The organism is Rhizobium sp. RU35A, from assembly GCF_900156005.1.
GTDB classification, from domain to species: domain Bacteria; phylum Pseudomonadota; class Alphaproteobacteria; order Rhizobiales; family Rhizobiaceae; genus Neorhizobium; species Neorhizobium straminoryzae.
The window spans coordinates 76,666-101,775 of the sequence record NZ_FTMR01000012.1; the positions used below are offsets into that span (position 1 = coordinate 76,666).

Below are 25,110 nucleotides of genomic sequence, written 5' to 3' on the forward strand. Positions count from 1 at the left end.
CGTAGAAAGTCAGCGAGGATGATCACATGCCGGCATTGTAGGCGGCGATGGCCGCCATGTTGACGATGTCGGTATCCTTGGCGCCCATCGAGGTGATCTGCACCGACTTGTCGAGGCCGACCAGCAGCGGGCCGATCAGCGTCGTGCCGCCGAGTTCCTCCAGCATGCGGGTGGAGATTGCCGCCGAATGGGTGGCCGGCATCACCAGCACATTGGCGGTGCCGGACAGGCGGCAGAAGGGATACTGCTCCATCCGCGCGGCGTTCAGCGCGATGTCGGCTCCCATTTCGCCGTCATATTCGAAGTCCACGCGGCGCTGGTCGAGGATCTTGACCGCCTCGCGTACCCGCTCCGACCGTTCGCCGCGCGGCTGGCCGAAGGTGGAATAGGCGAGCATGGCCACGCGCGGCTCATAGCCCATGCGGCGCGCCAGACGCGCGGCCTCGCCGGCGATGTCGGCCAGTTCCTCGGCGCTCGGCATGTCGTGCACGGCCGTATCCGCCACGAAGACGGTGCGGGCACGCGAGACGATGATCGACACGCCGATCACCTTGTGGCCGGGCTTGGCATCGATACAGCGGCGCACATCCGACAGCGCGGTCGCATAGTTTCGGGTCGTGCCCGTCACCATGGCATCGGCATCGCCAAGCGCCACCATGCAGGCGGCAAAATGGTTGCGGTCGTTGTGGATCAGGCGCTGTACGTCACGCTGCAGATAGCCCTCCCGCTGCAGCCTTGCATAGAGATAATCCACATAGGCTTCGACGCGGGTGGACAGGCGCGCATTGACGATCTCGATGCCCGGACGGTCGAGTTCGATGCCGGCCCGTTCGGCCGTGGAGCGGATCACGTCGTCGCGGCCAAGCAGGATGGCGGTGCCGAGGCCCTGGCCGATGAAGGACACGGCGGCGCGCATCACCTGCTCTTCTTCCGCTTCGGCGAACACCACGCGCTTCGGCCGGCGGCGCACCTGCTCGTAGATCCCTTGCGTCGTCGCGGCAATCGGGTCGCGGCGGGCGGAAAGCTCGCGGCCATAAGCATCGAGATCGGCGATCACCCGGCGTGCCGCGCCGCTTTCGATTGCCGCCCGTGCCACGGCCACCGGAATGGCCGAGATGAGGCGCGGATCGAAGGGCACCGGAATGATGTATTGCGGCCCGAAGCGCGGGCGAACGCCCTGATAGGCGGCCGCCACGTCATCCGGCACGTCCTCGCGCGCGAGATTCGCCAGCGCCTCGGCGGCGGCGATCTTCATCGCGTCGTTGATCTGGCGGGCCCGCACGTCGAGTGCGCCGCGGAAGATATAGGGGAAGCCGAGCACGTTGTTGACCTGGTTCGGATAGTCCGAGCGGCCGGTCGCCATGATCGCGTCGTCACGGATGCGCGCCACTTCCTCCGGCGTGATTTCCGGGTCGGGATTGGCCATGGCGAAGATGATCGGCCGTTCCGCCATCGAGCGGATCATCTCTTCGGTGAAGGCGCCCTTCTGCGACAGGCCGAACACCACGTCGGCACCCTTCATCGCTTCTTCCAGCGTGCGGCGGTCGGTCTTGACCGCATGCGCGCTCTTCCACTGGTTCATGCCCTCGGTGCGACCCTGGTAGATCACGCCCTTGGTGTCGCAGAGAATGATGTTCTCCGGGTTGAAGCCCATGGCCTTGATCAGCTCGATGCAGGCGATGGCGGCAGCGCCTGCGCCATTGCATACGAGCTTCGTCGTCTTCAGGTCGCGGCCGGTCAGTTCCAGCGCGTTGATCAGGCCGGCGGCGGCGATGATTGCGGTGCCGTGCTGGTCGTCATGAAAGACCGGGATGTCCATCAGTTCGCGCAGCCGGCTTTCGATGATGAAGCATTCCGGCGCCTTGATGTCTTCCAGGTTGATGCCGCCGAAGGAGGGGCCGAGATAGCGCACGCAGTTGATGAACTCGTCGACATTTTCCGTATCGACCTCGAGGTCGATGGAATCGACGTCGGCGAAGCGCTTGAAGAGGACGGACTTGCCCTCCATCACCGGCTTTGAGGCCAGCGCCCCGAGATTGCCAAGGCCGAGAATGGCCGTGCCATTCGAGATAACCGCCACCATGTTGCCGCGCGTGGTATAGTCATAGGCGGTGGCCGGATCGGCCGCGATCGCCTTGACCGGCACGGCAACGCCCGGGGAATAGGCAAGCGACAGGTCGCGCTGGGTGGCCATCGGCTTGGTCGGCATGATTTCCAGCTTGCCCGGGCGTCCGGTGCTGTGAAAATCGAGTGCTTCCTGTTCCGTCACCGACGCGCGCTTGCGCGGTGCTCCCTCGGGGGTGCGGCTGTCCTTCACCATGTCTCCTCCAGCATGTTGTGGGCATCCGGCCAGGCACGGACACGCTCTGTTGTGTTATCGGGGGAATAATCGATAGAGTCGCCGGCCAGACCGTGCAACAGAAAATGGCCGGAACGCACTTGGAACGCCTTACATCAGATGCCTTGAATACTGCCGAACTGATCTCGGCCGAAAGCCGCGCCTCGGCCACGCCGATGATGGAACAGTATATCGAGATCAAGGCGAACAATCCCGATTCGCTGCTCTTCTATCGCATGGGCGATTTCTACGAGCTGTTCTTCGAGGATGCCGTGGAGGCCGCCCGGGCGCTTGGCATCACGCTCACCAAGCGTGGCCAGCACATGGGTTTCGACATTCCCATGTGCGGCGTGCCGATCCATGCGGCGGACGATTATCTGCAGAAGCTGATTTCGCTGGGTTACCGGGTTGCCGTCTGCGAGCAGGTGGAAGATCCGGCGGAAGCCAAGAAGCGCGGCTCCAAATCCGTCGTCAAGCGCGATGTGGTGCGCCTCGTCACCCCCGGCACACTGACCGAAGAGAAGCTGCTGTCGCCGTCGGAATCCAATTACCTGATGGCGCTGGCCCGCATCCGTGGCGGGGCAGAGGCCCAGATGGCGCTGGCCTGGATCGACATTTCCACCGGCGTGTTCCGGCTGGCGGAAACCACGCCGCTTCGGCTGCTGGCCGATATCCTGCGCATCGAGCCGCGCGAACTGATCGTGCCGGATACGGTGTTCCATGATCCGGACCTGAAGGCCACCTTCGATGTGCTGGGCCGCATCGCCGTGCCGCAGCCCGGCGTGCTGTTCGACAGCGCGACGGCCGAAAGCCGCATCACCCGCTATTTCGGTGTCGGCACGCTGGATGGCTTCGGCACCTTTTCCCGCGCCGAACTGGCGGCTGCCGCCGCAGCCGTTGCCTATGTGGAAAAGACGCAGATTGCCGAGCGCCCGCCGCTGAGTGCCCCGGAGCGTGAAAGCGGTGCCTCCACCCTCTTCATCGATCCCGCCACGCGCGCCAACCTGGAACTGACCCGCACGCTTTCCGGCGATCGCGACGGCTCGCTCCTGAAGGCGATCGACCGCACCGTCACCGGCGGCGGGGCGCGCCTGCTCTCCGAGCGGCTGATGTCGCCGCTCACCGATCCGGAGACGATCAATCGCCGTCTCGACAGCGTCGCCTTCCTGCTCGATGAGCCGTCGCTCTCCGGCGATCTGAGGGCCGCGCTGAAACATGTGCCGGACATGCCGCGCGCGTTGTCGCGGCTTGCGCTCGATCGTGGCGGCCCGCGCGACCTCGATTGCATCCGTCAGGGGCTTGCCGCCGCCCGGCAGGTGGCCGCACTTTTGTCGTCCGCGCTGCTGCCCCAGGAACTGGCGGAGGCGGCGAACGATCTTCAGGCGCTGCCGTTTGCGGTGGAGCAACTGCTGGCGGAGACCCTTTCCGACGAGATGCCGCTTCTGAAGCGGGACGGCGGCTTCGTGCGGGACGGCGCCTTTGCCGAGCTGGACGAGGTGCGGGCGCTGCGCGACCAGTCGCGCCGGGTGATTGCCGGGCTGCAGCTGCAATATGCCGAGGAAACCGGTATCCGTTCGCTGAAGATCAAGCATAACAATGTGCTTGGCTATTTCATCGAGGTGACCGCCGGCAATGCCGGGCCGATGACCGACACGGCGGACGCCAAGGCGCGCTTCATCCACCGCCAGACCATGGCGAATGCCATGCGCTTCACGACGACCGAACTGGCCGATCTCGAAAGCCGCATCGCCAACGCCGCCGACCAGGCGCTCACCATCGAACTCGATGCCTTCGACAGGATGACGTCTGCCGTGCTGGCGGCGGGTGACGCGATCAAGGCCGGTGCCAAAGCGCTCGCCGTCATCGATGTCGCCGCCGGTCTCGCCCTGCTTGCCGACGAATGGAACTACTGCCGTCCGGCGGTGGATGCCTCGCGTCAGTTCCGCATCGAGGGCGGGCGGCACCCGGTGGTGGAGCAGGCACTGCGGCGCCAGTCCTCCGGCACCTTCATCGCCAATGACTGTGACCTCTCGCCCAACACCGATGGCGGTTTCGGCGCCCTCTGGCTGCTGACCGGCCCGAACATGGGCGGTAAATCCACCTTCCTGAGACAGAATGCGTTGATTGCCATTCTCGCGCAGATGGGCTCCTTCGTGCCGGCAAGCCTCGCGCAGATCGGCGTGGTGGATCGCCTGTTCTCCCGCGTCGGCGCCTCCGACGATCTGGCGCGGGGCCGCTCCACCTTCATGGTGGAAATGGTCGAGACGGCAGCAATCCTCAATCAGGCGACCGACCGCTCGCTGGTGATCCTCGACGAGATCGGCCGTGGCACGGCGACTTTTGACGGCCTGTCGATCGCCTGGGCGGCCGTGGAGCACCTGCACGAGGCCAATCGCTGCCGCGGCCTGTTCGCCACCCATTTTCACGAACTGACCGCGCTGTCGGAAAAGCTGAAGCGGCTCTCCAACGCCACCATGCGCGTCAAGGAATGGGATGGCGACGTCATCTTCCTGCACGAAGTCGGTCCCGGAGCGGCGGATCGCTCCTACGGTATCCAGGTGGCAAAGCTCGCCGGCCTGCCGGAAGCGGTCGTGTCGCGCGCACGCGACGTTCTGAACAAGCTGGAGGACGCCGACCGCAAGAACCCGGCAAGCCAGCTGATCGACGACCTGCCGCTGTTCCAGGTCGCGGTGCGCAAGGAGCAGGAAAAGCGTGGTCCGTCGAAGGTGGAGGAGGCGCTGAAGGCGATCAACCCCGATGACATGACGCCGCGCGAGGCGCTTGATGCGCTCTATGCGTTGAAGAAGCAGTTGGACAAGGCGTAAGTCCCCCCTCTGGCTGCTTTCGAGCAGAAGCGACCGTCCGATCAGCGTTTGCCTGCAGCGGGCTCCGTCCGAGCGGCGACAAAATCGGAGATGCTTTTCACCCCTGTGCAGGCGCCCGGAACATGATAATTGCTTCTGCGACCATGGTTGAGATCTCAAGGCGGCGCATTTGCTTTCCGTTCCCCTGCCATTCATTGCCGGTCTCGTCGTTGCGCTGATCCTCTACCGGAATCTGAAGGGTGTGGAGGCGCCGGGGTCGCGGCGCTATCTCAACGCCTTCCTCTGCCTGTATGCCCTGCAGGGCATGATCATCGGCCTGCGCTTCGGCTATGACGTCAGACCGCTGATGCTGGTGCAGCCGGTGACGGCGGCGATCATGCCGCCGCTTGCCTATCTCACATTCCGGGCGCTGTCGTCGGCACCGGTGGCACGGCCCTTTCTGCATGCGCTGCCGCCGCTTCTGCTGGCGCTCGGTGTGGCCTTCGCGCCCTGGTTCGTGGATCCTCTGCTGCTGGTGATCTTTCTCGGCTATGGCCTTGCGATCTGGCAGCTGACCCGGCGGGAGGATATCACGGAAGCGGCGCTGCAGAAGACGACGGCAACGCTGCGCGCTGCGCGGGTGACCGCACTGCTGCTCGCCTTTTTCGCGCTCACGGATGCGCTTCTCTCGGCCTTCACGCTTGTCTACGGCAATGCCTATGTGCCGATGGCGGTGACGGGCATGAATATCGGCGCGATCCTCATCGTCGGGGCCTATTATCTCTGGCCGGAGCGGGAGGACGCGCCTGCCGACGCCCCGGTGGAGCAGGGCAGCGTCACCACGCCTGAGGACGAGGCGGCCCTGCGGCGGATTGGCGAGGCGCTGGAGGCGGAGGCTCTCTATGCGCAGGAGAATCTCAGCCTGGCTAGGCTGGCGCGAAAGGCCGGCATGCCGGCGCGCGATGTCTCTGCCATCATCAACCGGGTCAGTGGCCTCAACGTTTCGCAGTATGTCAACAACCGCCGCATTGCCGAGGCTTGTCGTCTGCTGGAGGAGACGGAGCGCCCGTTGACTGCCGTGATGTTCGATTGCGGCTTTGCCACCAAGTCCAATTTCAATCGCGAGTTTCGGCGTGTCACCGGCACCAGCCCGTCGCAGTGGCGCGCCGCGCGCCGCAAGGTGTGACCCTTTTCACGATGGTCAGCGGCACCTTGCGAAAAAGGGAGGCTGGTTTGCCGCAAAAGGACTTGGCAGCCGGATCGAAAGGGCCTGTAAAGGGATTGGCGGCAGTCTTTCACTCCACGATCCTCCAGCGGATTTGACTGGGCAAGATCGTTGAGAACAGGCTATAGCCGCCCTCGGCGGGTGAGCGGCAGGACGACATGGCAAGACACGAGATCGATTTTTCCGAACTTCTGGACGTGGAGGCGCTCGGCCGCGAATGCGATGCGATTGCCGCCGGCGGCGCTGCCCGCCTTCTGGAGGTGCGGGCAGCCCTCCTGCCGGTCCTGAAGCGCGCCAATGCCGAGGCACGCGACAAGGCGCGTGCACTTCTGGCCGAGGAGGGCAGCGGCCTGAATTGCGCCGAGCGGATTTCCTGGGTGCAGGATCATCTGATCAAGATCATCCATGCCGTCGTGGTGCGCCACATCTATCCGAAGGCCGGCCCGCGCATGGCGGTCACGGCAGTCGGCGGCTATGGGCGCGGCACGCTGGCGCCGGGCTCCGACATCGATCTTCTGTTTCTGATGCCGCCGCGCAATGCCGAGGACGTGCGCAAGGCCGTGGAATTCCTGCTCTATGTGCTCTGGGATCTCGGCTTCAAGGTGGGACATGCCACCCGTTCCGTCGATGAATGCATCACGCTCTCCAAGCAGGACATGACGATCCGCACGGCGATCCTCGAAATGCGCCTCATCTGCGGCGAGGCGGCCCTGGCGAACGAGCTGCAGTCCCGCTTCGAGGCGGAGGTGGTGCGCAACAGCGGCCCCGATTTCATTGCCGCCAAGCTAGCCGAGCGTGACCTGCGCCACCAGAAGGCGGGCGATACGCGCTATCTGGTCGAACCCAATGTCAAGGAAGGCAAGGGCGGCTTGCGCGACATCCAGACCCTGTTCTGGATTGCCAAGTATCATTACCACGTGCGCGATGCTGCCCAGCTGGTGAAGCTTGGCGTGCTGTCGCGCCAGGAGTGGCGGCTGTTCCAGAAGGCCGAGGATTTTCTCTGGGCGGTGCGCTGCCAGATGCATTTCCTGACCGGCAAGGCCGAGGAGCGCCTGTCCTTCGATATTCAGCGCGAGATCTCCGAAAGCCTCGGCTATCACAACCGGCCGAACCTCTCGGCTGTCGAGCGCTTCATGAAGCACTATTTCCTGGTCACCAAGGATGTGGGCGACCTGACCCGGATTCTCTGTGCCGCACTGGAAGAGGAACAGGCAAAGCCAGCACCGGGACTGACAGGCGTCATCACCCGGTTCCGCAAGCGCGTGCGCAAGATCCCCGGCAGCGCCGAATTCGTCGAGGACCAGGGCCGCATCGCGCTCTCCGATCCCGAGGTTTTTCGCCGCGATCCCGTCAGTATCATCCGCCTCTTCCACGTCGCGGATCTGCACGGGCTGGAATATCACCCTGATGCGCTGAAAGCCGTCACCCGCAGCCTAACCCTCATCAATGACGAGCTGCGCGAGAATGCGGAAGCGAACCGGCTGTTCTTGTCGATCCTGACGTCGCGGCTCGAACCGGCGCTGACGCTGCGACGCATGAACGAGGCGGGCGTGCTCGGCCGCTTCATTCCCGAATTCGGCAAGATCGTCGCGATGATGCAGTTCAGCATGTACCACCACTATACAGTGGACGAGCATCTGATCCGTGCCGTCGAGGCTCTGTCGGAAGTCGACAAGGGGCGTTGCGCCGAGGAACATCCGCTCGCCAACAAGCTGATGCCCCATGTCGAGGAGCGCGAGGCGCTCTATGTCGCGGTGCTGCTGCACGACATCGCCAAGGGCCGGCAGGAGGATCACTCGATCGCCGGCGCGCGCGTGGCCCGCAAGCTGTGCCCGCGCTTCGGCCTGAAGCCGAAGCAGACGGAACTTGTGGCCTGGCTGATCGACCAGCATCTGCTGATGTCCATGGTCGCCCAGACCCGCGATCTGCACGACCGCAAGACCATCACCGACTTTGCCGAGAAGGTGCAGTCGCTCGACCGGCTGAAGGCCCTGCTGATTCTGACGATCTGCGATATCCGCGCCGTCGGTCCTGGCGTGTGGAACGGCTGGAAGGGTCAGCTGCTGCGCACGCTTTACTACGAGACCGAACTGCTGCTCTCCGGCGGTTTTTCGGAAGTCTCCCGCAAGGAGCGGGCCAAGGCGGCGGAGGAGGCGCTTTCGCTGGCGCTTTCCGACTGGAGCCAGAAGGACCGCAAGACCTATTCGCGGCTGCATTACCAGCCCTATCTGCTTTCGGTCGCCCTGGAGGATCAGGTGCGGCATGCGGGCTTCATCCGCGAGGCGGACAAGGCAGGCCACGCGCTCGCCACCATGGTGCGCACCGACAGCTTCCGCGCCATCACCGAGATCACCGTGCTGGCGCCGGACCATCCGCGCCTCCTGTCGATCATCGCGGGCGCCTGTGCCGCAGCCGGCGCCAACATTGCCGATGCACAGATCTATACGACGACCGATGGGCGCGCTCTGGACACGATCCTGATCAGCCGCGAATTCCAGGACGACGAGGACGAGTTGCGGCGCGCCGGCACCGTTTGCCGCATGATCGAGGACGTGCTGGCCGGCAAGAAGCGCCTGCCGGAGGTGATCGCCACCCGGGCGCGTTCTAAGAAGAAGAACAAGACGTTTACCGTCCACCCCTCGGTCACCATCTCCAACACGCTCTCCAACAAGTTCACCGTCATCGAGGTGGAGGGGCTGGACCGCACCGGTCTGCTCGCCGACATGACCGTGGTGCTGGCCGATCTGTCGCTCGACATCCATTCGGCCCGCATCACCACCTTCGGCGAGAAGGTGATCGATACCTTCTATGTGACGGATCTGGTCGGCCAGAAGGTCACCAACGAGAACCGTCAGGGCACCATCGTGCAGCGATTGAAGACGGTGATCACGGAACAGGAAGATGAATTGCGCCGCGGCATGCCCTCCGGCATCATCGCGCCCGATCCCGTGGCCGTCTCCCGGTCGCAGCCGAAGAAGTCGCGAGCCGAAGCATGAGCCTCGTCAAGAAATTCGCCACCGTTGGCGGTGCCACGCTGGGCAGCCGTGTGTTCGGCTTCGCCCGTGAAACGCTGATGGCGGCGGCCCTTGGCACGGGGCCGATGGCAGACGTGTTCTACGCCGCCTTCCGCTTTCCCAACCTGTTTCGCCGCCTGTTTGCCGAAGGCGCCTTCAATGCCGCCTTCGTGCCGCTCTTTTCGAAGGAGATCGAGGCAAACGGGGTGGAAGGCGCCAAGCGGTTCTCGGAAGAGGTGTTTGGCGTTCTCTTCTCCGCGCTGCTGGTGATCACCATCGTCATGGAACTTTCCATGCCGCTCCTGGTGCGCTTCATCATCGCGCCCGGCTTCGCCGACGATGCGGACAAGACATCGCTCACCATCCGCCTTGCGGCGGTGATGTTTCCCTATCTCATGTGCATGTCGCTGACGGCGATGATGAGCGGCATGCTGAATTCGCTGCATCATTTCTTCGCCGCCGCCATCGCCCCGGTCTTCCTCAATCTGGTGATGATCAGCGCGCTGTTCTATGCGCTGTGGACCGGGACCGATCCGCTGACGACGGCCTGGTATCTCGCCTGGAGCGTTCTTGTTGCGGGCATCCTGCAGCTTGCCGTGGTCTATGTCGGTGTCCTGAGGGCCGGTATCAGCATCCGTTTCCGCATGCCGCGCATGACGCCCAACGTGAAGCGCCTGCTGGTGCTGGCCATTCCGGCCGCCATGACCGGCGGCGTTACACAGATCAACCAGATCATCGGCCAGGCGATTGCCTCCTCGAAGGAGGGCGCGATTGCCGCCCTGCAATATGCCGACCGCATCTACCAGTTGCCGCTCGGCGTCGTCGGCGTGGCGGTCGGCGTGGTGCTTCTGCCGGAACTGGCGCGCGCGCTGAAATCCGGCCACATGAAGGAGGCGGCAAGCATCCAGAACCGCTCGCTGGAATTCGTGCTGTTCCTGACGCTGCCGGCGGCCGGCGGATTGTGGATCCTGTCGGATGCCATCATTCGCGTGCTCTACGAGCGCGGCGCCTTCACGGCGGACAACACCACGGTGGTGGCTTCGATCCTCGCCATCTACGGCCTCGGCCTGCCGGGCTTCGTGATGATCAAGGCGCTGCAGCCCGGCTTTTATGCGCGCGAGGACACCAGGACCCCGATGCGCTTCACGATGATCTCCGTCGTCATCAATTCAGGGCTGGCAATCACGCTCTTTCCGCTGATTGCCGAGCGGGGCATTGCCACTGCGGAGGCCGCGGCCGGGCTGATCAACACCGTGCTGCTGTTCACCACGCTGCTGCGTCGTGGCGATCTCGTATGGGAATGGGCGCTGGCGAAACGCGCCGCCCTGCTGCTCGTGGCAACCGGGGTGATGTGCGCGGCGCTTACCTATGCGCTTGGCCATGCCAGCCCCTGGCTGGTGCCGGGTACGCCGCTGCTGTACAAGGTCACGGCCCTGTTTGTGCTGATCGGCATTGCCATGATCGTCTATTTCGTCGCGGCCTTTGCGATCGGCGGTGCCGATCTCGGCATGATCCGTCGCAACCTGAAGCGCAAGCCGAAAGGCTGATCAGCCTTCCCGTCCAGCGCGTCCGCAATAGGCCCAGCGGCGTTTCGGGCCGACATCGACATGGATGATGCCGTTGCAGTAGCGGCCGATCCCGCCGATGCCGGGGGCTGTCTCGGCGGCTGCGATGATCGCCCGGTCGGAAACGCCGGGCACGCGGATGTCGGCCGCCAGGCAATCGCTGTGCTGGGAGCCCCCGGCGCGCGGCCGGTGCCCGGAGGTGACGACAGGCTTGTGGCCGGTCTTCTCGCCGATATGGGCGAGGATCGCCTCCAGCTTCTCGGGAAAGCACTCCGTCTTCACGCTGACCCGCTGCACCGTGTAGGCGGCGCTGTAATCATGCTTGAACAGGTTGGCGCGACGTTTTTTCACATTTGTCGCGTCGTCCGCCAGGACGGACGAGACACTCAAGACGCCAGCCAGCGCGACGCAGAACACCAAGCGCATGCAATGCTCCTTCCTTCTCACCCGACGGTGCGGGCGACTTCTGATGAAGGGAGCATTTCGTTTCTGAAAGTGACCTCAGTAGGGGCAAATTTGCTCAAAAATATGATTAATGCGCCTTGAATCCTAAGATCTGTTAACCAATACGTCTTTCCGTCCCGCCCTCGATATCGCTGCTGCTCCTGATTGTGGGAGATGTGGAAAATCCAGGATGGTTGCGACAACATGTCCAAATGCGCCAGTTTGATGCCGCAAAAATGCCAGCATATTGTCGAAACCGTTTACGCTCCTATTGTCTTGCGGGCGCTTTTGGCGTTTGTGCGGTCTCCGTACCCATCCACTGGGGGAAGGATAAAAGAAAAATGGTTCTCATGAAGACGAAACTGGCAACGACAATCTTGCTTGGCTCACTGCTCCTTGGCTCCAGCCAGGCGCTCGCCGAAGTGGTGCTGCATCGCGGCAATTCGGGCGAACCGAAGTCGCTCGACTATGCGCACATCTCGATCAACATCGAGGGCTTTGTGATCTACGACCTGTTCGAGGGTCTGGTCATTCATGACGCCAAGGGCGCGATCGCACCGGGCGCCGCCGAAAGCTGGAAGGTTTCCGATGACGGGACCGTCTACACCTTCAAGATCCGCGACAATGCCAAGTGGTCGGATGGCTCGCCGGTAACGGCGGAAGACTTCCAGTTCGCCATGCGCCGCATCGAGAACCCGAAGACGGCCGCCGAGTACGCGAACCTGCTTTACCCGATCAAGAATGCCGAAGCCGTCAACAAGGGCAAGGCCCCGGTTGAAGATCTGGGCGTGAAGGTCATCGACGCCAAGACGCTGGAAATCACGCTGGAGCGCCCGACGCCCTACTTCCTGCAGCTTCTGTCGCACTATACCGCGCTGCCGATCAGCAAGGCCAATTACGAGAAGTTCGGCGACCAGTTCGTCAAGCCTGGCAACATGGTCTCGAACGGCGCGTTCAAGCTGCAGGCCCATGTACCGAATGACTCGCTGACCGTCGTCAAGAACGAGAGCTACTGGGATGCGGCCAACGTCAAGATCGACAAGGTAATCTTCTACCCGATCGAAGACGCGGCTGCTGCCGTCCGTCGTTTCGAAGCCAAGGAACTCGACGTCACCTACAACTTCTCCGCCGACCAGATCAAGCGCCTGCGCGCATCCTACGGCGCCCAGGTTCATGTCACGCCGTCGCTGTCGACCTATTACTATGCCTTCGACATGCGCCAGCCGCCCTATGACGACATCCGCGTCCGTCGCGCGCTCTCCATGGCGATCGATCGCGACTTCCTGTCGAGCGAAATCTACAAGGGCGCGCAGCTGCCGGCCTATTCGCTCGTTCCCGATGGCATGGAAGGCTATGGCAAGCCGCCGCAGCCCGACTTCGCCGCGATGTCGCAGATCGACCGCGAGGACAAGGCCGTCGAGCTTCTGAAGGAAGCCGGTTACGGCAAGGGCGGCAAGCCGCTCAACATCGAGATCCGCTACAACACCAACACCAACCACGAGCGCGTCGCAACCGCGGTTGCCAACATGTGGAAGACGGCGCTCGGCGCCAATGTGTCGCTGGTCAACCTCGATGTGGCCTCGCACTATTCCTACCTGAAGGAAGGCGGCAAGTTCAACGTGGCGCGTGCCGGCTGGGCTGCCGACTATGCGGATCCGGAAAACTTCCTGGCGCTGAACGTCAGCACCAACAAGACGTTTAACTATCCGCACTACAACAACCCGCAATACGATGCGCTGATCAAGCAGTCGTACGAGGAGCGTGATGTGGCCAAGCGCATGGAACTGCTGCGCCAGGCCGAAACCCTGCTCGTCAACGACCAGCCGCTGGCGCCGCTGATGGGCACTGCCGATCTGTGGCTCGTCTCGGACAAGGTTCAGGGCTGGGTCGACAACGCCACCAACAACCACCTGTCCAAGTTCCTCAGCGTTTCCAAGTAACGTTCTCTGGAGAATGGCGCGCGTCGAACGGAAATGTTCGGCGCGCGTCTGTTATTTGACCATGATCAACTTCGTTCTGCGACGACTGGCGAGCGCCGTGCCCACGGTGTTCCTCGTCATCACGATTTCCTTCTTCCTGATGCGCTTTGCACCGGGCGGCCCGTTCGATCTCGAACGCCCGCTGCCGCCGGAAACCATGGCGAACATCATGAAGACCTACCAGCTCGACCAGCCGCTGTGGATCCAGTACATCCACTATCTCGGCAATGCCGTCCGCGGCGATTTCGGTCCGAGCTTCATCTACAAGGACAATACCGTTGCGCAGTTGATCGCGCAGGCGCTGCCCTATTCCGTGCAGATCGGCTCGACGGCACTTCTGATCGCGCTTGTCGGCGGCGTTATTCTTGGCACCACCGCTGCCCTTCGCCAGAACGGCATCATCGACATCGCCCTGATGTCTGTCTCGACCGTCGGGATCACGGTACCGACCTTCGTGATGGGCCCGGTTCTCACCTTGATCTTCGCGCTCATTCTGGGCTGGCTGCCGGCCGGGGGCTGGGGGGATGGCTCGTTCCGCCAGCTGGCGCTGCCAATCACGGTTCTGGCGCTGCCGCAGATCGCCATCATCGCGCGCCTGACGCGCGGCTCGATGATCGAGGCGCTGCACACCGACCATATCCGCACCGCCAAGGCCTATGGCCTGCCGTCGCGCGTCGTCGTCATCACGCACGCGCTGCGCGGTGCGATGCTGCCGGTCGTCTCCTATCTGGCGCCGGCGGCCGCCGCGCTGCTGACCGGCTCGGCCGTGGTGGAAAGCATCTTCACCATTCCGGGCATTGGTCGTTTCTTCGTGCTCGGCGCGCTGAACCGCGACTATCCCCTGGTCATGGCCACCGTCGTCATCGTCGCGGTGTTCGTGATCGTCTTCAACCTGCTGGTCGACATCGCCTATGGCCTCCTCGACCCGAGGGTCCGCCATGACTGATACCTCCAAGACAACCGCAAAGGCGGTCGAGGGCCGCAGCCTCGGCCAGCTCGCCTGGCTCCGCTTCCGTCGCAACAAGGCGGCGATGGGCGGCCTGTTCATGCTGTTCTTGATCGCGCTCTTTTCCTTCGGCGGTCCCTTCGTGGTGTCGCACCAGTATGACGAGGTCTTCCCGTCCTATGTTTCGGTGCCGCCCAGCCTGAAGCCTCTTCCGGAAACCGCGACGCTGAAGGACGTGGCGGATGCAACGGCCAAGCGCGCGCGCCTGACGCTGGACAGTTTCGAGGTGAGCAACGGCACCTTCATGGTCAAGGTGTCCTCGGCAAGCCCGATCGATCCGCGTACCGTCCGCTATTTCGACCGCGTCAACGAGTTCAAGGACACGCAGGTCAAGGAAACCGCGCCGGACCAGCTGTCCATGGTTCTGACCGGCCGCGTCGCGCAGGAATATTTCCCCTTCGGCACCGACAGCAATGGCCGCGACCTCCTCGTGCGCGTGATGCTCGGCGGCCAGATCTCGATTGCCGTCGGCCTTGCGGCTTCGCTCGTCTCGCTCGGCATCGGCGTCGTCTATGGCGCGACCTCCGGCTATCTCGGCGGGCGCATCGACAACGTCATGATGCGCGTGGTCGAGATCCTCTATTCGCTGCCCTTCGTCTTCCTCGTCGTGGTGATGGTGGTGTTCTTCGGCCGTTCCGTGGTGCTGATCTTCGTCGTCATCGGGGCGGTGCAATGGCTGGAAATGGCCCGCATCGTGCGCGGCCAGACGCTGTCCCTGAAGCGGCGCGAATTCGTGGGCGCCGCCCAGGCACTGGGGCTGACCGACTGGCAGATCATCCGCCGCCACATCATCCCGAACACCATCGGCCCGGTCATCGTGTTCGTCACCGTCGTGGTGCCGCATGTGATCCTGACGGAAAGCTTCCTGTCCTTCCTCGGCCTCGGCGTCCAGGCGCCGCTGGCCAGCTGGGGCACGCTGATTTCCGAGGGTGCCGCCAACATGCAGAACGCGCCCTGGCTTCTCATCTTCCCCGCGACCTTCTTCGTCATCACGCTGTTTTCGCTGAATTTCGTCGGCGACGGCCTGCGCGATGCGCTCGACCCGAAGGATCGCTGACAATGGCTGACATGAACGACGCAAACAGCACCGTACTGACGGTCAAGGACCTCAAGGTCAATTTTTCGACGCCGGATGGCGAGGTTCAGGCCGTCAAGGGCACCAGCTTTTCCGTCAAGAAGGGCGAGACACTGGCCATCGTCGGCGAATCCGGTTCCGGCAAGAGCCAGACCATGATGGCGATCATGGGTCTGCTCGCCGCCAACGGTAAGGTGTCCGGCTCCGCCCGCTACGGCAATACGGAAATGATCGGTGCCGATCTCTCGCGGCTGAACGCCGTACGCGGCTCGAAGATCACCATGATCTTCCAGGAGCCGATGACCTCGCTCGATCCGCTGTACACGATCGGCAAGCAGATCGCCGAGCCGCTGGTGCACCATCGCGGCATGGGCAAGCGCCAGGCCCGTGTCCGCGTGCTGGAGCTTCTGAAGCTGGTCGGCATTCCCGAGCCGGAGCGCCGTATCGACAGCTATCCGCATGAAATGTCGGGCGGCCAGCGCCAGCGCGTGATGATCGCCATGGCGCTCGCCAACGAACCGGACCTGCTGATCGCCGACGAGCCGACCACGGCGCTCGACGTGACGATCCAGGCGCAGATCCTCGATCTGCTCGCCGATCTGCAGAAGCGCTTCGGCATGGCGATCGTGCTGATCACCCACGATCTCGGCGTGGTCAAGCACGTCGCGGACCGCGTGGTGGTGATGCGGCGCGGCGAGATTGTCGAGCAGGGTACGCGCGACGCGATCTTCGAGCATGCGCAGCATGACTATACGAAGATGCTGCTCGCCTCGGAGCCGAGCGGGTGGAAGGTGACACCGCCCGCCAATGCGCCGGTCATTCTTGAAGGCCGCAACGTGACCGTCGATTTCGAGATCGGCTCCGGCATCCTGTTCAAGACGAGCCGCAAGTTCCGCGCCGTCGACAGCGTCAATGTTACGCTGCGCCAGGGCCAGACCATCGGCATCGTCGGTGAATCGGGGTCAGGCAAGTCGACGCTCGGGCGTGCGCTGCTCCGGCTTCTCGAATCGGATGGCCGCTACCGCTTCGACACCAGCGATATCTCGCTGCTCGACCGCAAGGCCATGCGTCCCTTCCGCCGCCAGATGCAGCTGGTGTTCCAGGACCCCTACGGATCGCTGTCGCCGCGCCAGACGGTGGGCGAGATCATCACCGAAGGGCTCTACGTGCACGAGCCGAACCTGACCAAGGCCGACCGCGACAAGCGGGCGATCGAGGCGCTGAAGGAAGTCGGCCTCGATCCGGCGGCCCGCAACCGCTATCCGCACGAGTTTTCCGGCGGCCAGCGGCAGCGCATCGCGATTGCCCGTTCGATGATCCTCAAGCCGAAGGTGGTGATCCTCGACGAGCCGACCTCCGCGCTCGACCGCTCCGTGCAGCGGCAGGTGATCGAACTTCTGCGCGACCTGCAGCAGAAGCACGATCTCTCCTATGTCTTCATCAGCCACGACCTGTCGGTCATCCGGGCGATCTCGGACCATGTGATCGTCATGAAGAGCGGCAGGATCGTGGAGGAGGGGCCGACGGAGGACATCTTCGAAAGCCCGGCGCAGGATTATACCAAGGCTTTGATCGCGGCTGCCTTCACGCACTGACCGCAGGTCTCCCTTGAGGCATGTAAGCGCCCGGTTCCGGCATACGGAGCCGGGCGTTTTTCGTGGAGGATGTTGCATGATCCGGTTCGCCATGCACTCTTTGACCGTCAACCCGGAGACCTGCCATGTCTGCCCAATCGCTGTTTCTCGTCACCCTGGTCGTTGACGACTATGATCGCGCCAAGGATTTCTATTGCGGCATCCTGGGCTTCGACTGCGTGTTCGACAGTCCCCTGCCGGAAGAAGGCAAGCGCTGGGTGGTGGTGAAGCCGAAGGGGGCGGAGGGGGCCAGCCTTCTGCTCGCCCGTGCCGATGGCGACATGGAACGGGCGGCGATCGGCAACCAGACGGCCGGTCGCGTCAGCTTCTTTCTGAAGACGGATGATTTTTCCCGCGACCACGCCGCCTATCTCGCCAAAGGCGTGCGCTTTCTCGAAGCGCCGCGTCATGAGCCCTATGGCACGGTTGCCGTCTTCGCCGATCTCTATGGCAATCTGTGGGATCTGATCCAGCACGCTGCCGCCTGAGCACCGCGGAGACCGGCGGAAGTCTTGTACTGGATTTAATCCTGTCCTGTTGTCCGCAAGTCACTTGATCGAACGCGCTCTGCCATGCTTGATGCGCCGCGTAAAAACCCTGGCCTTAAGGGGCGGGACGCGGGAAGATCGTCACCCTTTCCGATGCCTCGTTTCCGAACGCCTGTGGCCCTCCACCAGCCTATCGAGGATGCGATGAACACCTTCTCCCCGCTCGTCTTTTCGGGCGTCCAGCCCACCGGCAATCTCCATCTCGGCAATTATCTCGGCGCGATCCGCAAGTTCGTGGCGCTGCAGGAAAACAACGACTGCATCTATTGCGTCGTCGATCTGCACGCCATCACGGCGCAACTGGTCCATGAGGACCTGCGCGGCCAGATCCGATCGATTGCCGCCGCCTTCATAGCGTCCGGCATCGATCCGGTGAAGCATATCGTCTTCAATCAGGCGGCCGTGCCGCAGCATGCGGAACTCGCCTGGGTGTTCAATTGCGTCGCCCGCATCGGCTGGATGAACCGCATGACGCAATTCAAGGACAAGGCCGGCAAGGACCGCGAGAATGCCTCGCTCGGCCTGCTCGCCTATCCAAGCCTGATGGCCGCCGACATTCTGGTCTACCGCGCGACCCATGTGCCTGTTGGTGACGACCAGAAGCAGCATCTGGAACTGGCGCGCGACATCGCCCAGAAGTTCAACATCGACTTCCAGGACAAGATCCGCGCTACCGGCAAGGGTGTGGACATGGTCGTTGGCGAGGAGCCGATCCACGGTTACTTCCCGCTGGTCGAGCCGCTGATCGATGGTCCGGCGCCGCGCGTGATGTCGCTCCGCGACGGCACCAAGAAGATGTCGAAGTCCGATCCGTCGGATCTGTCGCGCATCAACCTGACGGACGATGCCGACGAGATCCTGAAGAAGATCCGCAAGGCAAAGACCGATCCGGACGGCCTGCCGTCGGAGGTGGATGGCCTGCAGGGACGTCCCGAGGCGGACAACCTGGTCGGCATCTATGCAGCCCTTGCCGACAAGACGAAGGCCGAAGTGCTTGGCGAATTCGGAGGCCAGCAGTTCTCGGTCTTCAAGCCGGCGCTTGCCGATCTGGCCGTGCATGTGCTCTCCCCGATCAGCGCGGAAATGCAGCGCCTCTTGGGCGACACCAGCCATATCGACGCCATCCTGCGCGATGGTGGCGAGCGGGCCGGTGCCCGCGCCGAAGCCGTGATGAAGGACGTGTTCGACATCGTCGGCTTTCTGCGCTGATTGCAACGCCACCCAAATCTCTGCCCGTCGATCCCCGCAGGGATCGGCGGGTTTTCATTTTGCGGCTTTCGTATAAGTTCGCGCCAAGGCGTTTCGAGACAGGGGAGCGATCATGGTTTCAAGACGGCTTTCACGGCTGGAGGGGCACCGGCGCAAGTTCATGGCCGTTATCGATGGCACGCCGGAATGCGAGAAGGCCGTGCATTATGCCGGCCGCCGCGCGCAAAACTCCAATGGCGGCCTCGTCCTGCTCTTCGTCATTCCTGAAGGCGATTTCCAGCAATGGCTGGGTGTCGAGCAGATCATGCGGGCCGAAGCGCGCGAGGAGGCGGAGGCCGTGATGGCCAAGGCCGCGCAGAAGGTGCGCGAGACGATCGGCATCGATCCGGAAGTGGTGATCCGCGAGGGTACCGCGAGCGACGAGATCAATGCCGCCATCGAGGAAGACCGCGATATCGCCATTCTCGTTCTGGCCGCCGGCTCCACCAAGGATGGCCCCGGGCCGCTCGTCACCTCGATTGCCGGCCGCGGCAGCGCCTTTCCGATACCCGTCACCGTGTTGCCGGATACGTTGACCAATGACGAAATCGACGCACTCTGCTGAGTGCCCTTGACCTTGCGCTGCCAAGAGCGCACTTGAATGCAAACCTGATCCGGACTATCTTCTTTGGAAGAATTCTAAAGTGGTGCCATCACGGCGCCCAGGAGCCCGACGATGTTCATTCAGACAGAAGCCACGCCGAACCCGGCAACCCTGAAGTTCCTGCCCGGCAAGGTGGTGATGGACAAGGGAACGGCCGATTTCCGCAATGCCGACGAAGCGCAGGCTTCGCCGCTCGCCGCCCGCCTGTTTTCCATTCCGGGCGTCACGGCCGTCTATTTCGGCTATGATTTCGTGACGGTCACCAAGGAAGCGCAGGAGTGGCAGCACCTGAAGCCGGCGATCCTCGGTTCGATCATGGAGCATTTCATGTCCGGCCAGCCGGTCATGGGCGGCAGCGCAAGCCTTGCCGAGATGACCGACGAGGAAGGTGAGTTCTTCGAGGATCAGGACGAGACGATCGTCGCGACCATCAAGGAACTGCTGGAAACCCGCGTGCGCCCGGCCGTTGCCCAGGATGGCGGCGATATCACCTTCAAGGGTTTCCGTGACGGCACTGTCTATCTCAACATGAAGGGCGCCTGCTCGGGCTGCCCGTCGTCGACGGCCACGCTGAAGCATGGCGTGCAGAACCTGCTCAAGCATTTCGTGCCGGAAGTGCTGGCAGTCGAGGCGCTCTGATTTCACGATGAAGATCCTCGCCATCGATACGGCCGGGGTGGATTGTTCCGCCGCGGTCCTCGACGCTTCGACAGATGTGCTGCTGGCGAGCGTGACTGAACGCATCGGCAAGGGCCATGCGGAGCGGCTGATGGCGATGATCGAGGAGGTGCTGGCGACAGCCGGCCTCTCGCTTCATGATCTCGACCGCGTGGCCGTGACGATCGGCCCCGGCTCGTTTACCGGCATCCGCGTCGGTGTCGCCGCTGCCCGCGGCCTGGCGCTTGCGCTTGGCATTCCCTCGGTGGGGGTCACAACGCTGGAGGCTCTGGCGCAATCGCATCTTGCCGCGCATCCGGGAGAGCCGGTGATCGCCGCCATGGATGCCAAGCGCGACGAGATCTATGCGCAGGCCTTTGACGGGCAGGGGGAGCCGCTTGGCGAACCCGCAATCCTGACGCTTGAGAGACTGAGCGAACTCGCCGCCCGTCATTGCGCTGCCGTAATCGGCACTGCGGCCGCCTTGGTCAGCGGGCTGCCAGCCTCCGGCGAACCGGATCGTTTCGATATCATCACGGTGGCGCGGATCGGTGCAAAAGCAAAAGCTGAAATGTCGCGCCCGAAACCGCTTTACCTGCGCGGTCCGGATGCTAAACCGCAGGACGGTTTTGCCCTTGCACGTGCCTGACGATTCGGAATGTTCGACGATTACCTGACCTGGAAGCCCTTCTTCGATATCGTGCCCATGCAGGATGGAGACTGCCCGCCGGCCTCCGAACTGCACGGCCAGCGTTTTTCGCGCCAGTGGAGCGCCGAAGAGGTGGCGAGCCTGCTGCACCAGAACGGCGTGTTCGGCTTTTCCGCCCTGCAGTCCAATGCCTTCTTCAGCCGGCCGCTCGGCGGCTTCGTGCTGTCGCGCGAGGCGGCCGGCGAGGCGGAAATCCTCACCATCGCGGTATCTGAAAAGGTGGCGCGCTCCGGCCTCGGCTGGCGGCTGATGCAGGCAGCCCTGCGCGAGGCGCAGGATCGCGGCGCCGAATCGATGTTTCTCGAGGTGGACGAGGTCAACCAGCCGGCGGTCGGCCTCTACCGCCGGCTGGGCTTTGAGCAGGTGGCAAGGCGTCCGGCCTATTATGCGGCAGCAGATGGAACGCGAACCGCGGCGCTTGTCATGCGGCGCGATCTTCGCTAGTCCGTTCTCTTTATAGACTGCAATGCAAGGCCGGGACGACATGACAGACCTTTCCAAATCCCTGGAGGAGCTGTGCGCCGAGCGGGGCATGCGCATGACCGAGCAGCGCCGCGTCATTGCCCGGATTCTGCAGGAGTCCGACGATCATCCGGATGTGGAGGAGCTGTACCGCCGCTCCACCAAGGTGGATGGCCGCATCTCGATCTCCACCGTTTACCGCACCGTCAAGCTGTTCGAGGATGCCGGCATCATCGAGAAGCATGATTTCCGCGACGGCCGCTCCCGCTACGAAACCGTGCCGGAAGAGCACCACGACCACATGATCGATGTGAAGACGGGTGAGGTGATCGAGTTCCACTCCGCCGAGATCGAGGCGCTGCAGGAGCGGATCGCCCGCGAGCACGGCTTCCGCCTCGTCGGCCATCGGCTGGAACTTTACGGCATTCCGCTGGACAAGGACGACGCGTGATCACCTGGATCCGGATCGGGCTCATCTTTGCCATCCTGACGGTGGTGACGCTCGTTCTCCTGCCGTTTCAGCTTCTGGCGCTGCGCTATGACTGGCCGCTCAGGCGTCGCCTGCCGCGCTGGTGGCACCGCATCGCCTGTTCCGTGCTCGGGATCCGCATCCGCATCCATGGCCGCCTGGAAAGCCGTCGCCCGCTGATGCTGGCCGCCAACCATGCCTCCTGGAAGGATATTCTGGTGCTCGGTGCCATCGCCGATGTCGCCTTCATCGCCAAGGCCGAGGTGGCGGACTGGCCGATCTTCGGCCTGCTCGCCAAGTGGCAGAAATCTGTCTTCGTGGTGCGCGAACAGAAACGCCGCACCGGCGAACAGGTGAACGAGGTGGCCGAGCGGTTGGCGGCGCGCGAGATCATCGTGCTGTTTCCCGAGGGCACGACATCGGACGGCAACCGGCTGCTGGAGGTCAAGACCTCGCTGTTCGGCGCGGCTTCCGCCGCAGTTCCTGCCTCGCCGGAGGGCGTCGTCTATGTGCAGCCGGTCTCGATTGCCTATACCGGCATCTACGGCATGCCGATGGGGCGCTATCACCGGCCGATCGCCGCCTGGCCGGGCGATGTGGAACTGGTGCCGCATCTGATGGGCATTCTGAAAACCGGTGCGCTGGAAGTGGATGTCGATTTCGGCGAGGCCGTGGAATTCCGCGCCGAGACCAATCGCAAGCTGGCGGGGGCGACCGTGGTGGAGCGCCTGCGCACCCAGTTGCGACAGCGGCTCTATCCGCGTGCCGGCTGAAAGATCCCTTCTATTTGCGGGCGTCTTGCAGTAAAGAACCCGCCATGAGCGACCAGATCATCCCCCTTCCGGCGACCGCAGAGGCGGCAGCGCCTGTGCCCGTCACAAACCCCAACACGCGAAAAGTGTTCATCAAGACCTATGGGTGCCAGATGAACGTCTATGACTCGGTGCGCATGGGGGATGCGCTGGCGAGCGAGGGTTATGTTACGACCGAGGCGATGGAAGAGGCGGATCTCGTTCTCCTCAACACCTGTCACATCCGCGAAAAGGCTGCCGAAAAGGTCTATTCGGCGCTCGGCCGGCTGCGCGAGATGAAGAAGGAGCGTGCCGCCAACGGCCGCGAGATGATGATCGGCGTGGCCGGCTGCGTGGCCCAGGCGGAGGGCGAGGAAATTCTTCGCCGTGCGCCGGCGGTCGATGTGGTGATCGGCCCGCAGACCTATCATCGCCTGCCGCAGGCGCTGCAGCGGGCGCGCCGGGGCGAGCGCGTCATCGAGACGGACTACGCGGTCGAGGACAAGTTCGAGCATCTGCCGAAGACGGAAAAGGCGGTCATCCGCTCCCGCGGCGTCACGTCCTTCCTGACGGTGCAGGAGGGCTGCGACAAGTTCTGCACCTTCTGCGTGGTGCCCTATACGCGCGGCTCGGAAGTGTCGCGCCCGCTCGCGCAGATCCTCGAGGAGGCGCAGCGCCTGGTCGATGCCGGCGTGCGCGAAATCACCCTGCTCGGCCAGAACGTCAATGCCTGGCACGGCGAGGGGCCGAAGGGCGACGCCTGGGGGCTTGGCGATCTGCTCTATCGCCTCTCGGAGATCCCGGGTCTTGCCCGCCTGCGCTATACGACCAGCCACCCGCGCGACATGGATGACCGCCTGATCGAGGCGCATCGCGATCTGCGCACGCTGATGCCCTATCTGCATCTGCCGGTGCAGGCCGGGTCCGACCGGGTGCTGAAGGCGATGAACCGCCGCCACACGGCAGAGGAATATGTCCGCCTCATCGAGCGTATCCGTTCTGTGCGTCCGGATATTGCGCTGTCGGGCGATTTCATCGTCGGCTTCCCCGGCGAGACCGAGGCCGAGTTCGAGGACACGCTGCGGCTGGTGGAGAGGGTGCGTTACGCGCAGGCCTTCTCCTTCAAATATTCGACGCGCCCCGGAACGCCGGGTGCGGAGCTTGGTTCACAGGTCGCCGAAGAGGTGAAGGCCGAGCGCCTGGAGCGGCTGCAGGCCCTGCTTCTGAAGCAGCAGCAGGAGTTTGCCGAAGGATGCGTCGGCAAGGTCATCGATATCCTGCTCGAAAAGCTCGGCCGCAATGCCGGCCAGCTTATCGGCCGGTCGCCGTGGCTTCAGTCTGTGAATGTTGATGCAAAATCATCGCAAATCGGTGACATTATCTCTGTACGAATCATTGGCACGGGACCGAACAGCTTGTTTGCCGAGAGGATCGAGCGTTAAATGGCCCGAGCAACCTTATAGGAGCGTGCCTGCTTGAACGGTCGTGAATTGGTCTCTTCCCCCTCGCGCCACCCCAGATCCGCCGCGATTGACGCCAATCACTTCGTCTTGACGTTCGAGAACAACCGGCTGGCCAGCGAACTCTTCGGACAGTTCGACCAGAACCTGAAGCTCCTGGAAGAACGCCTGCATATCGATGCGCGCGCACGGGGCAATTCCGTCAGCATTTCCGGCGACGTGCTCGCCACCAATCAGGCGCGCCGCGCCCTCGATTTTCTCTACGAGCGCCTGCAGAAGGGCGGCTCGGTGGAAACATCCGATGTGGAAGGAGCGATCCGCATGGCGGTTGCCGCCGACGACCAGCTGACGCTGCCGACACTGGAGCGGAAGGCAAAGCTCTCCATGGCGCAGATTTCCACCCGCAAGAAGACCATTCAGGCCCGCACGCCGACCCAGGATGCCTATATGCGGGCGCTGGAACGGTCGGAACTGGTGTTCGGCGTCGGCCCCGCCGGCACCGGCAAGACCTATCTGGCCGTCGCCCACGCCGCCCAGCTTCTGGAGCGCGGCGCGGTCGATCGCATCATCCTGTCGCGTCCGGCCGTCGAGGCGGGCGAGCGGCTCGGCTTCCTGCCGGGCGACATGAAGGAAAAGGTCGATCCCTATCTCAGGCCGCTCTACGACGCGCTCTACGACATGATTCCCGGCGACAAGGTGGAGCGGGCCATCACCGCCGGCGTCATCGAGATCGCGCCGCTTGCCTTCATGCGCGGTCGCACGCTTGCCAATGCCGCCGTCATTCTGGACGAGGCGCAGAACACGACATCCATGCAGATGAAGATGTTTCTCACCCGCCTTGGCGAAAATGCCCGGATGATCATCACCGGCGACCCAAGCCAGGTGGACCTGCCGCGCGGCGTCAAGTCCGGGCTGGTCGAGGCTTTGCAGGTGCTGAAAGGCGTCGAGGGCATCTCGGTCGTGCGCTTCAAGGACACCGACGTGGTGCGTCACCCGCTGGTCGGCCGCATCGTGCAGGCCTATGACGCGCAATATGCCGTACATGAGGAAAGCGAGGAAGCGGACCGCTGAGCGGTTC

20 protein-coding genes are annotated in these 25,110 nt (G+C 63.5%); 18 read left to right on the forward strand and 2 right to left on the reverse strand.

Annotated elements, in window-relative coordinates; all coding sequences use genetic code 11:
* Positions 1-22: 22 nt before the first annotated feature.
* Positions 23-2,320, reverse strand: coding sequence for an NADP-dependent malic enzyme (locus F3H95_RS22355; protein WP_149747622.1), 2,298 nt, complete (start codon positions 2,318-2,320; stop codon positions 23-25).
* A gap of 104 nt (positions 2,321-2,424) precedes the next feature.
* Between F3H95_RS22355 and mutS the strand changes: the two genes are divergently transcribed.
* From mutS to murJ, 4 genes are all read left to right on the forward strand, one after another.
* Entirely contained in the window at positions 2,425-5,163 is a 2,739-nt protein-coding gene (mutS, locus tag F3H95_RS22360; RefSeq protein ID WP_149747623.1) for a DNA mismatch repair protein MutS, read from the forward strand.
* A gap of 169 nt (positions 5,164-5,332) precedes the next feature.
* Entirely contained in the window at positions 5,333-6,328 is a 996-nt protein-coding gene (locus tag F3H95_RS22365) for an AraC family transcriptional regulator (RefSeq protein WP_149747624.1), read from the forward strand.
* A 197-nt stretch (positions 6,329-6,525) separates the two neighbouring features.
* Entirely contained in the window at positions 6,526-9,363 is a 2,838-nt protein-coding gene (locus F3H95_RS22370; protein WP_149747625.1) for a [protein-PII] uridylyltransferase, read from the forward strand.
* A complete protein-coding gene (gene murJ / locus F3H95_RS22375; RefSeq protein ID WP_142880810.1) occupies positions 9,360-10,928 on the forward strand; it encodes a murein biosynthesis integral membrane protein MurJ in 1,569 nt (522 codons plus the stop codon). Before F3H95_RS22370 ends, murJ begins: the two co-directional genes overlap by 4 nt.
* Here the strand turns inward: murJ and F3H95_RS22380 are convergent, their stop codons facing one another.
* Positions 10,929-11,372 (reverse strand): D-Ala-D-Ala carboxypeptidase family metallohydrolase, encoded by a 444-nt coding sequence (locus tag F3H95_RS22380; protein WP_149747626.1) that lies wholly within the window; start codon positions 11,370-11,372, stop codon positions 10,929-10,931. It abuts the gene before it with no gap.
* A 359-nt stretch (positions 11,373-11,731) separates the two neighbouring features.
* Between F3H95_RS22380 and F3H95_RS22385 the strand changes: the two genes are divergently transcribed.
* The 14 genes from F3H95_RS22385 to F3H95_RS22450 all read left to right on the forward strand — a co-directional run bounded on the left by F3H95_RS22385 (position 11,732) and on the right by F3H95_RS22450 (position 25,103).
* A complete protein-coding gene (locus F3H95_RS22385; protein WP_142880808.1) occupies positions 11,732-13,330 on the forward strand; it encodes a peptide ABC transporter substrate-binding protein in 1,599 nt (532 codons plus the stop codon).
* A 61-nt stretch (positions 13,331-13,391) separates the two neighbouring features.
* The gene (locus F3H95_RS22390) at positions 13,392-14,315 is read left to right on the forward strand and encodes an ABC transporter permease subunit (RefSeq protein WP_142880807.1); all 924 of its coding nucleotides are present in this window, start codon (positions 13,392-13,394) and stop codon (positions 14,313-14,315) included.
* Entirely contained in the window at positions 14,308-15,432 is a 1,125-nt protein-coding gene (locus F3H95_RS22395; RefSeq protein ID WP_149747627.1) for an ABC transporter permease subunit, read from the forward strand. Before F3H95_RS22390 ends, F3H95_RS22395 begins: the two co-directional genes overlap by 8 nt.
* A gap of 11 nt (positions 15,433-15,443) precedes the next feature.
* Positions 15,444-17,045 carry an ABC transporter ATP-binding protein gene (locus F3H95_RS22400; RefSeq protein ID WP_149747670.1) on the forward strand — a complete coding sequence of 534 codons (1,602 nt, stop codon included), beginning with the start codon at positions 15,444-15,446 and terminating at the stop codon, positions 17,043-17,045.
* A gap of 125 nt (positions 17,046-17,170) precedes the next feature.
* Positions 17,171-17,572, forward strand: coding sequence for a VOC family protein (locus F3H95_RS22405; protein ID WP_149747628.1), 402 nt, complete (start codon positions 17,171-17,173; stop codon positions 17,570-17,572).
* Between the two features lie 204 nt (positions 17,573-17,776).
* Positions 17,777-18,841, forward strand: a complete 1,065-nt coding sequence (gene trpS, locus F3H95_RS22410) for a tryptophan--tRNA ligase (RefSeq protein ID WP_149747629.1) — start codon at positions 17,777-17,779, stop codon at positions 18,839-18,841.
* Positions 18,842-18,953: 112 nt separating this feature from the next.
* The gene (locus F3H95_RS22415) at positions 18,954-19,445 is read left to right on the forward strand and encodes a universal stress protein (RefSeq protein ID WP_149747630.1); all 492 of its coding nucleotides are present in this window, start codon (positions 18,954-18,956) and stop codon (positions 19,443-19,445) included.
* Between the two features lie 111 nt (positions 19,446-19,556).
* A complete protein-coding gene (locus F3H95_RS22420; RefSeq protein ID WP_149747631.1) occupies positions 19,557-20,123 on the forward strand; it encodes a NifU family protein in 567 nt (188 codons plus the stop codon).
* Positions 20,124-20,130: 7 nt separating this feature from the next.
* Complete coding sequence (gene tsaB, locus F3H95_RS22425) at positions 20,131-20,790, forward strand: tRNA (adenosine(37)-N6)-threonylcarbamoyltransferase complex dimerization subunit type 1 TsaB (protein WP_149747632.1); 660 nt, start codon at positions 20,131-20,133, stop codon at positions 20,788-20,790.
* A gap of 9 nt (positions 20,791-20,799) precedes the next feature.
* Positions 20,800-21,294: an N-acetyltransferase gene (locus F3H95_RS22430; RefSeq protein WP_142880800.1), complete on the forward strand. Its 495-nt coding sequence runs from the start codon at positions 20,800-20,802 to the stop codon at positions 21,292-21,294.
* A 40-nt stretch (positions 21,295-21,334) separates the two neighbouring features.
* The gene (locus F3H95_RS22435; RefSeq protein WP_142880799.1) at positions 21,335-21,763 is read left to right on the forward strand and encodes a Fur family transcriptional regulator; all 429 of its coding nucleotides are present in this window, start codon (positions 21,335-21,337) and stop codon (positions 21,761-21,763) included.
* Positions 21,760-22,554, forward strand: a complete 795-nt coding sequence (locus F3H95_RS22440) for a lysophospholipid acyltransferase family protein (RefSeq protein WP_149747633.1) — start codon at positions 21,760-21,762, stop codon at positions 22,552-22,554. The genes F3H95_RS22435 and F3H95_RS22440 overlap by 4 nt, the downstream gene beginning before the upstream one ends.
* Before the next feature lie 44 nt (positions 22,555-22,598).
* Positions 22,599-24,014: a tRNA (N6-isopentenyl adenosine(37)-C2)-methylthiotransferase MiaB gene (miaB, locus tag F3H95_RS22445; RefSeq protein ID WP_149747634.1), complete on the forward strand. Its 1,416-nt coding sequence runs from the start codon at positions 22,599-22,601 to the stop codon at positions 24,012-24,014.
* Positions 24,015-24,047: 33 nt separating this feature from the next.
* Positions 24,048-25,103, forward strand: a complete 1,056-nt coding sequence (locus tag F3H95_RS22450; RefSeq protein ID WP_142880796.1) for a PhoH family protein — start codon at positions 24,048-24,050, stop codon at positions 25,101-25,103.
* Positions 25,104-25,110: the final 7 nt, after the last annotated feature.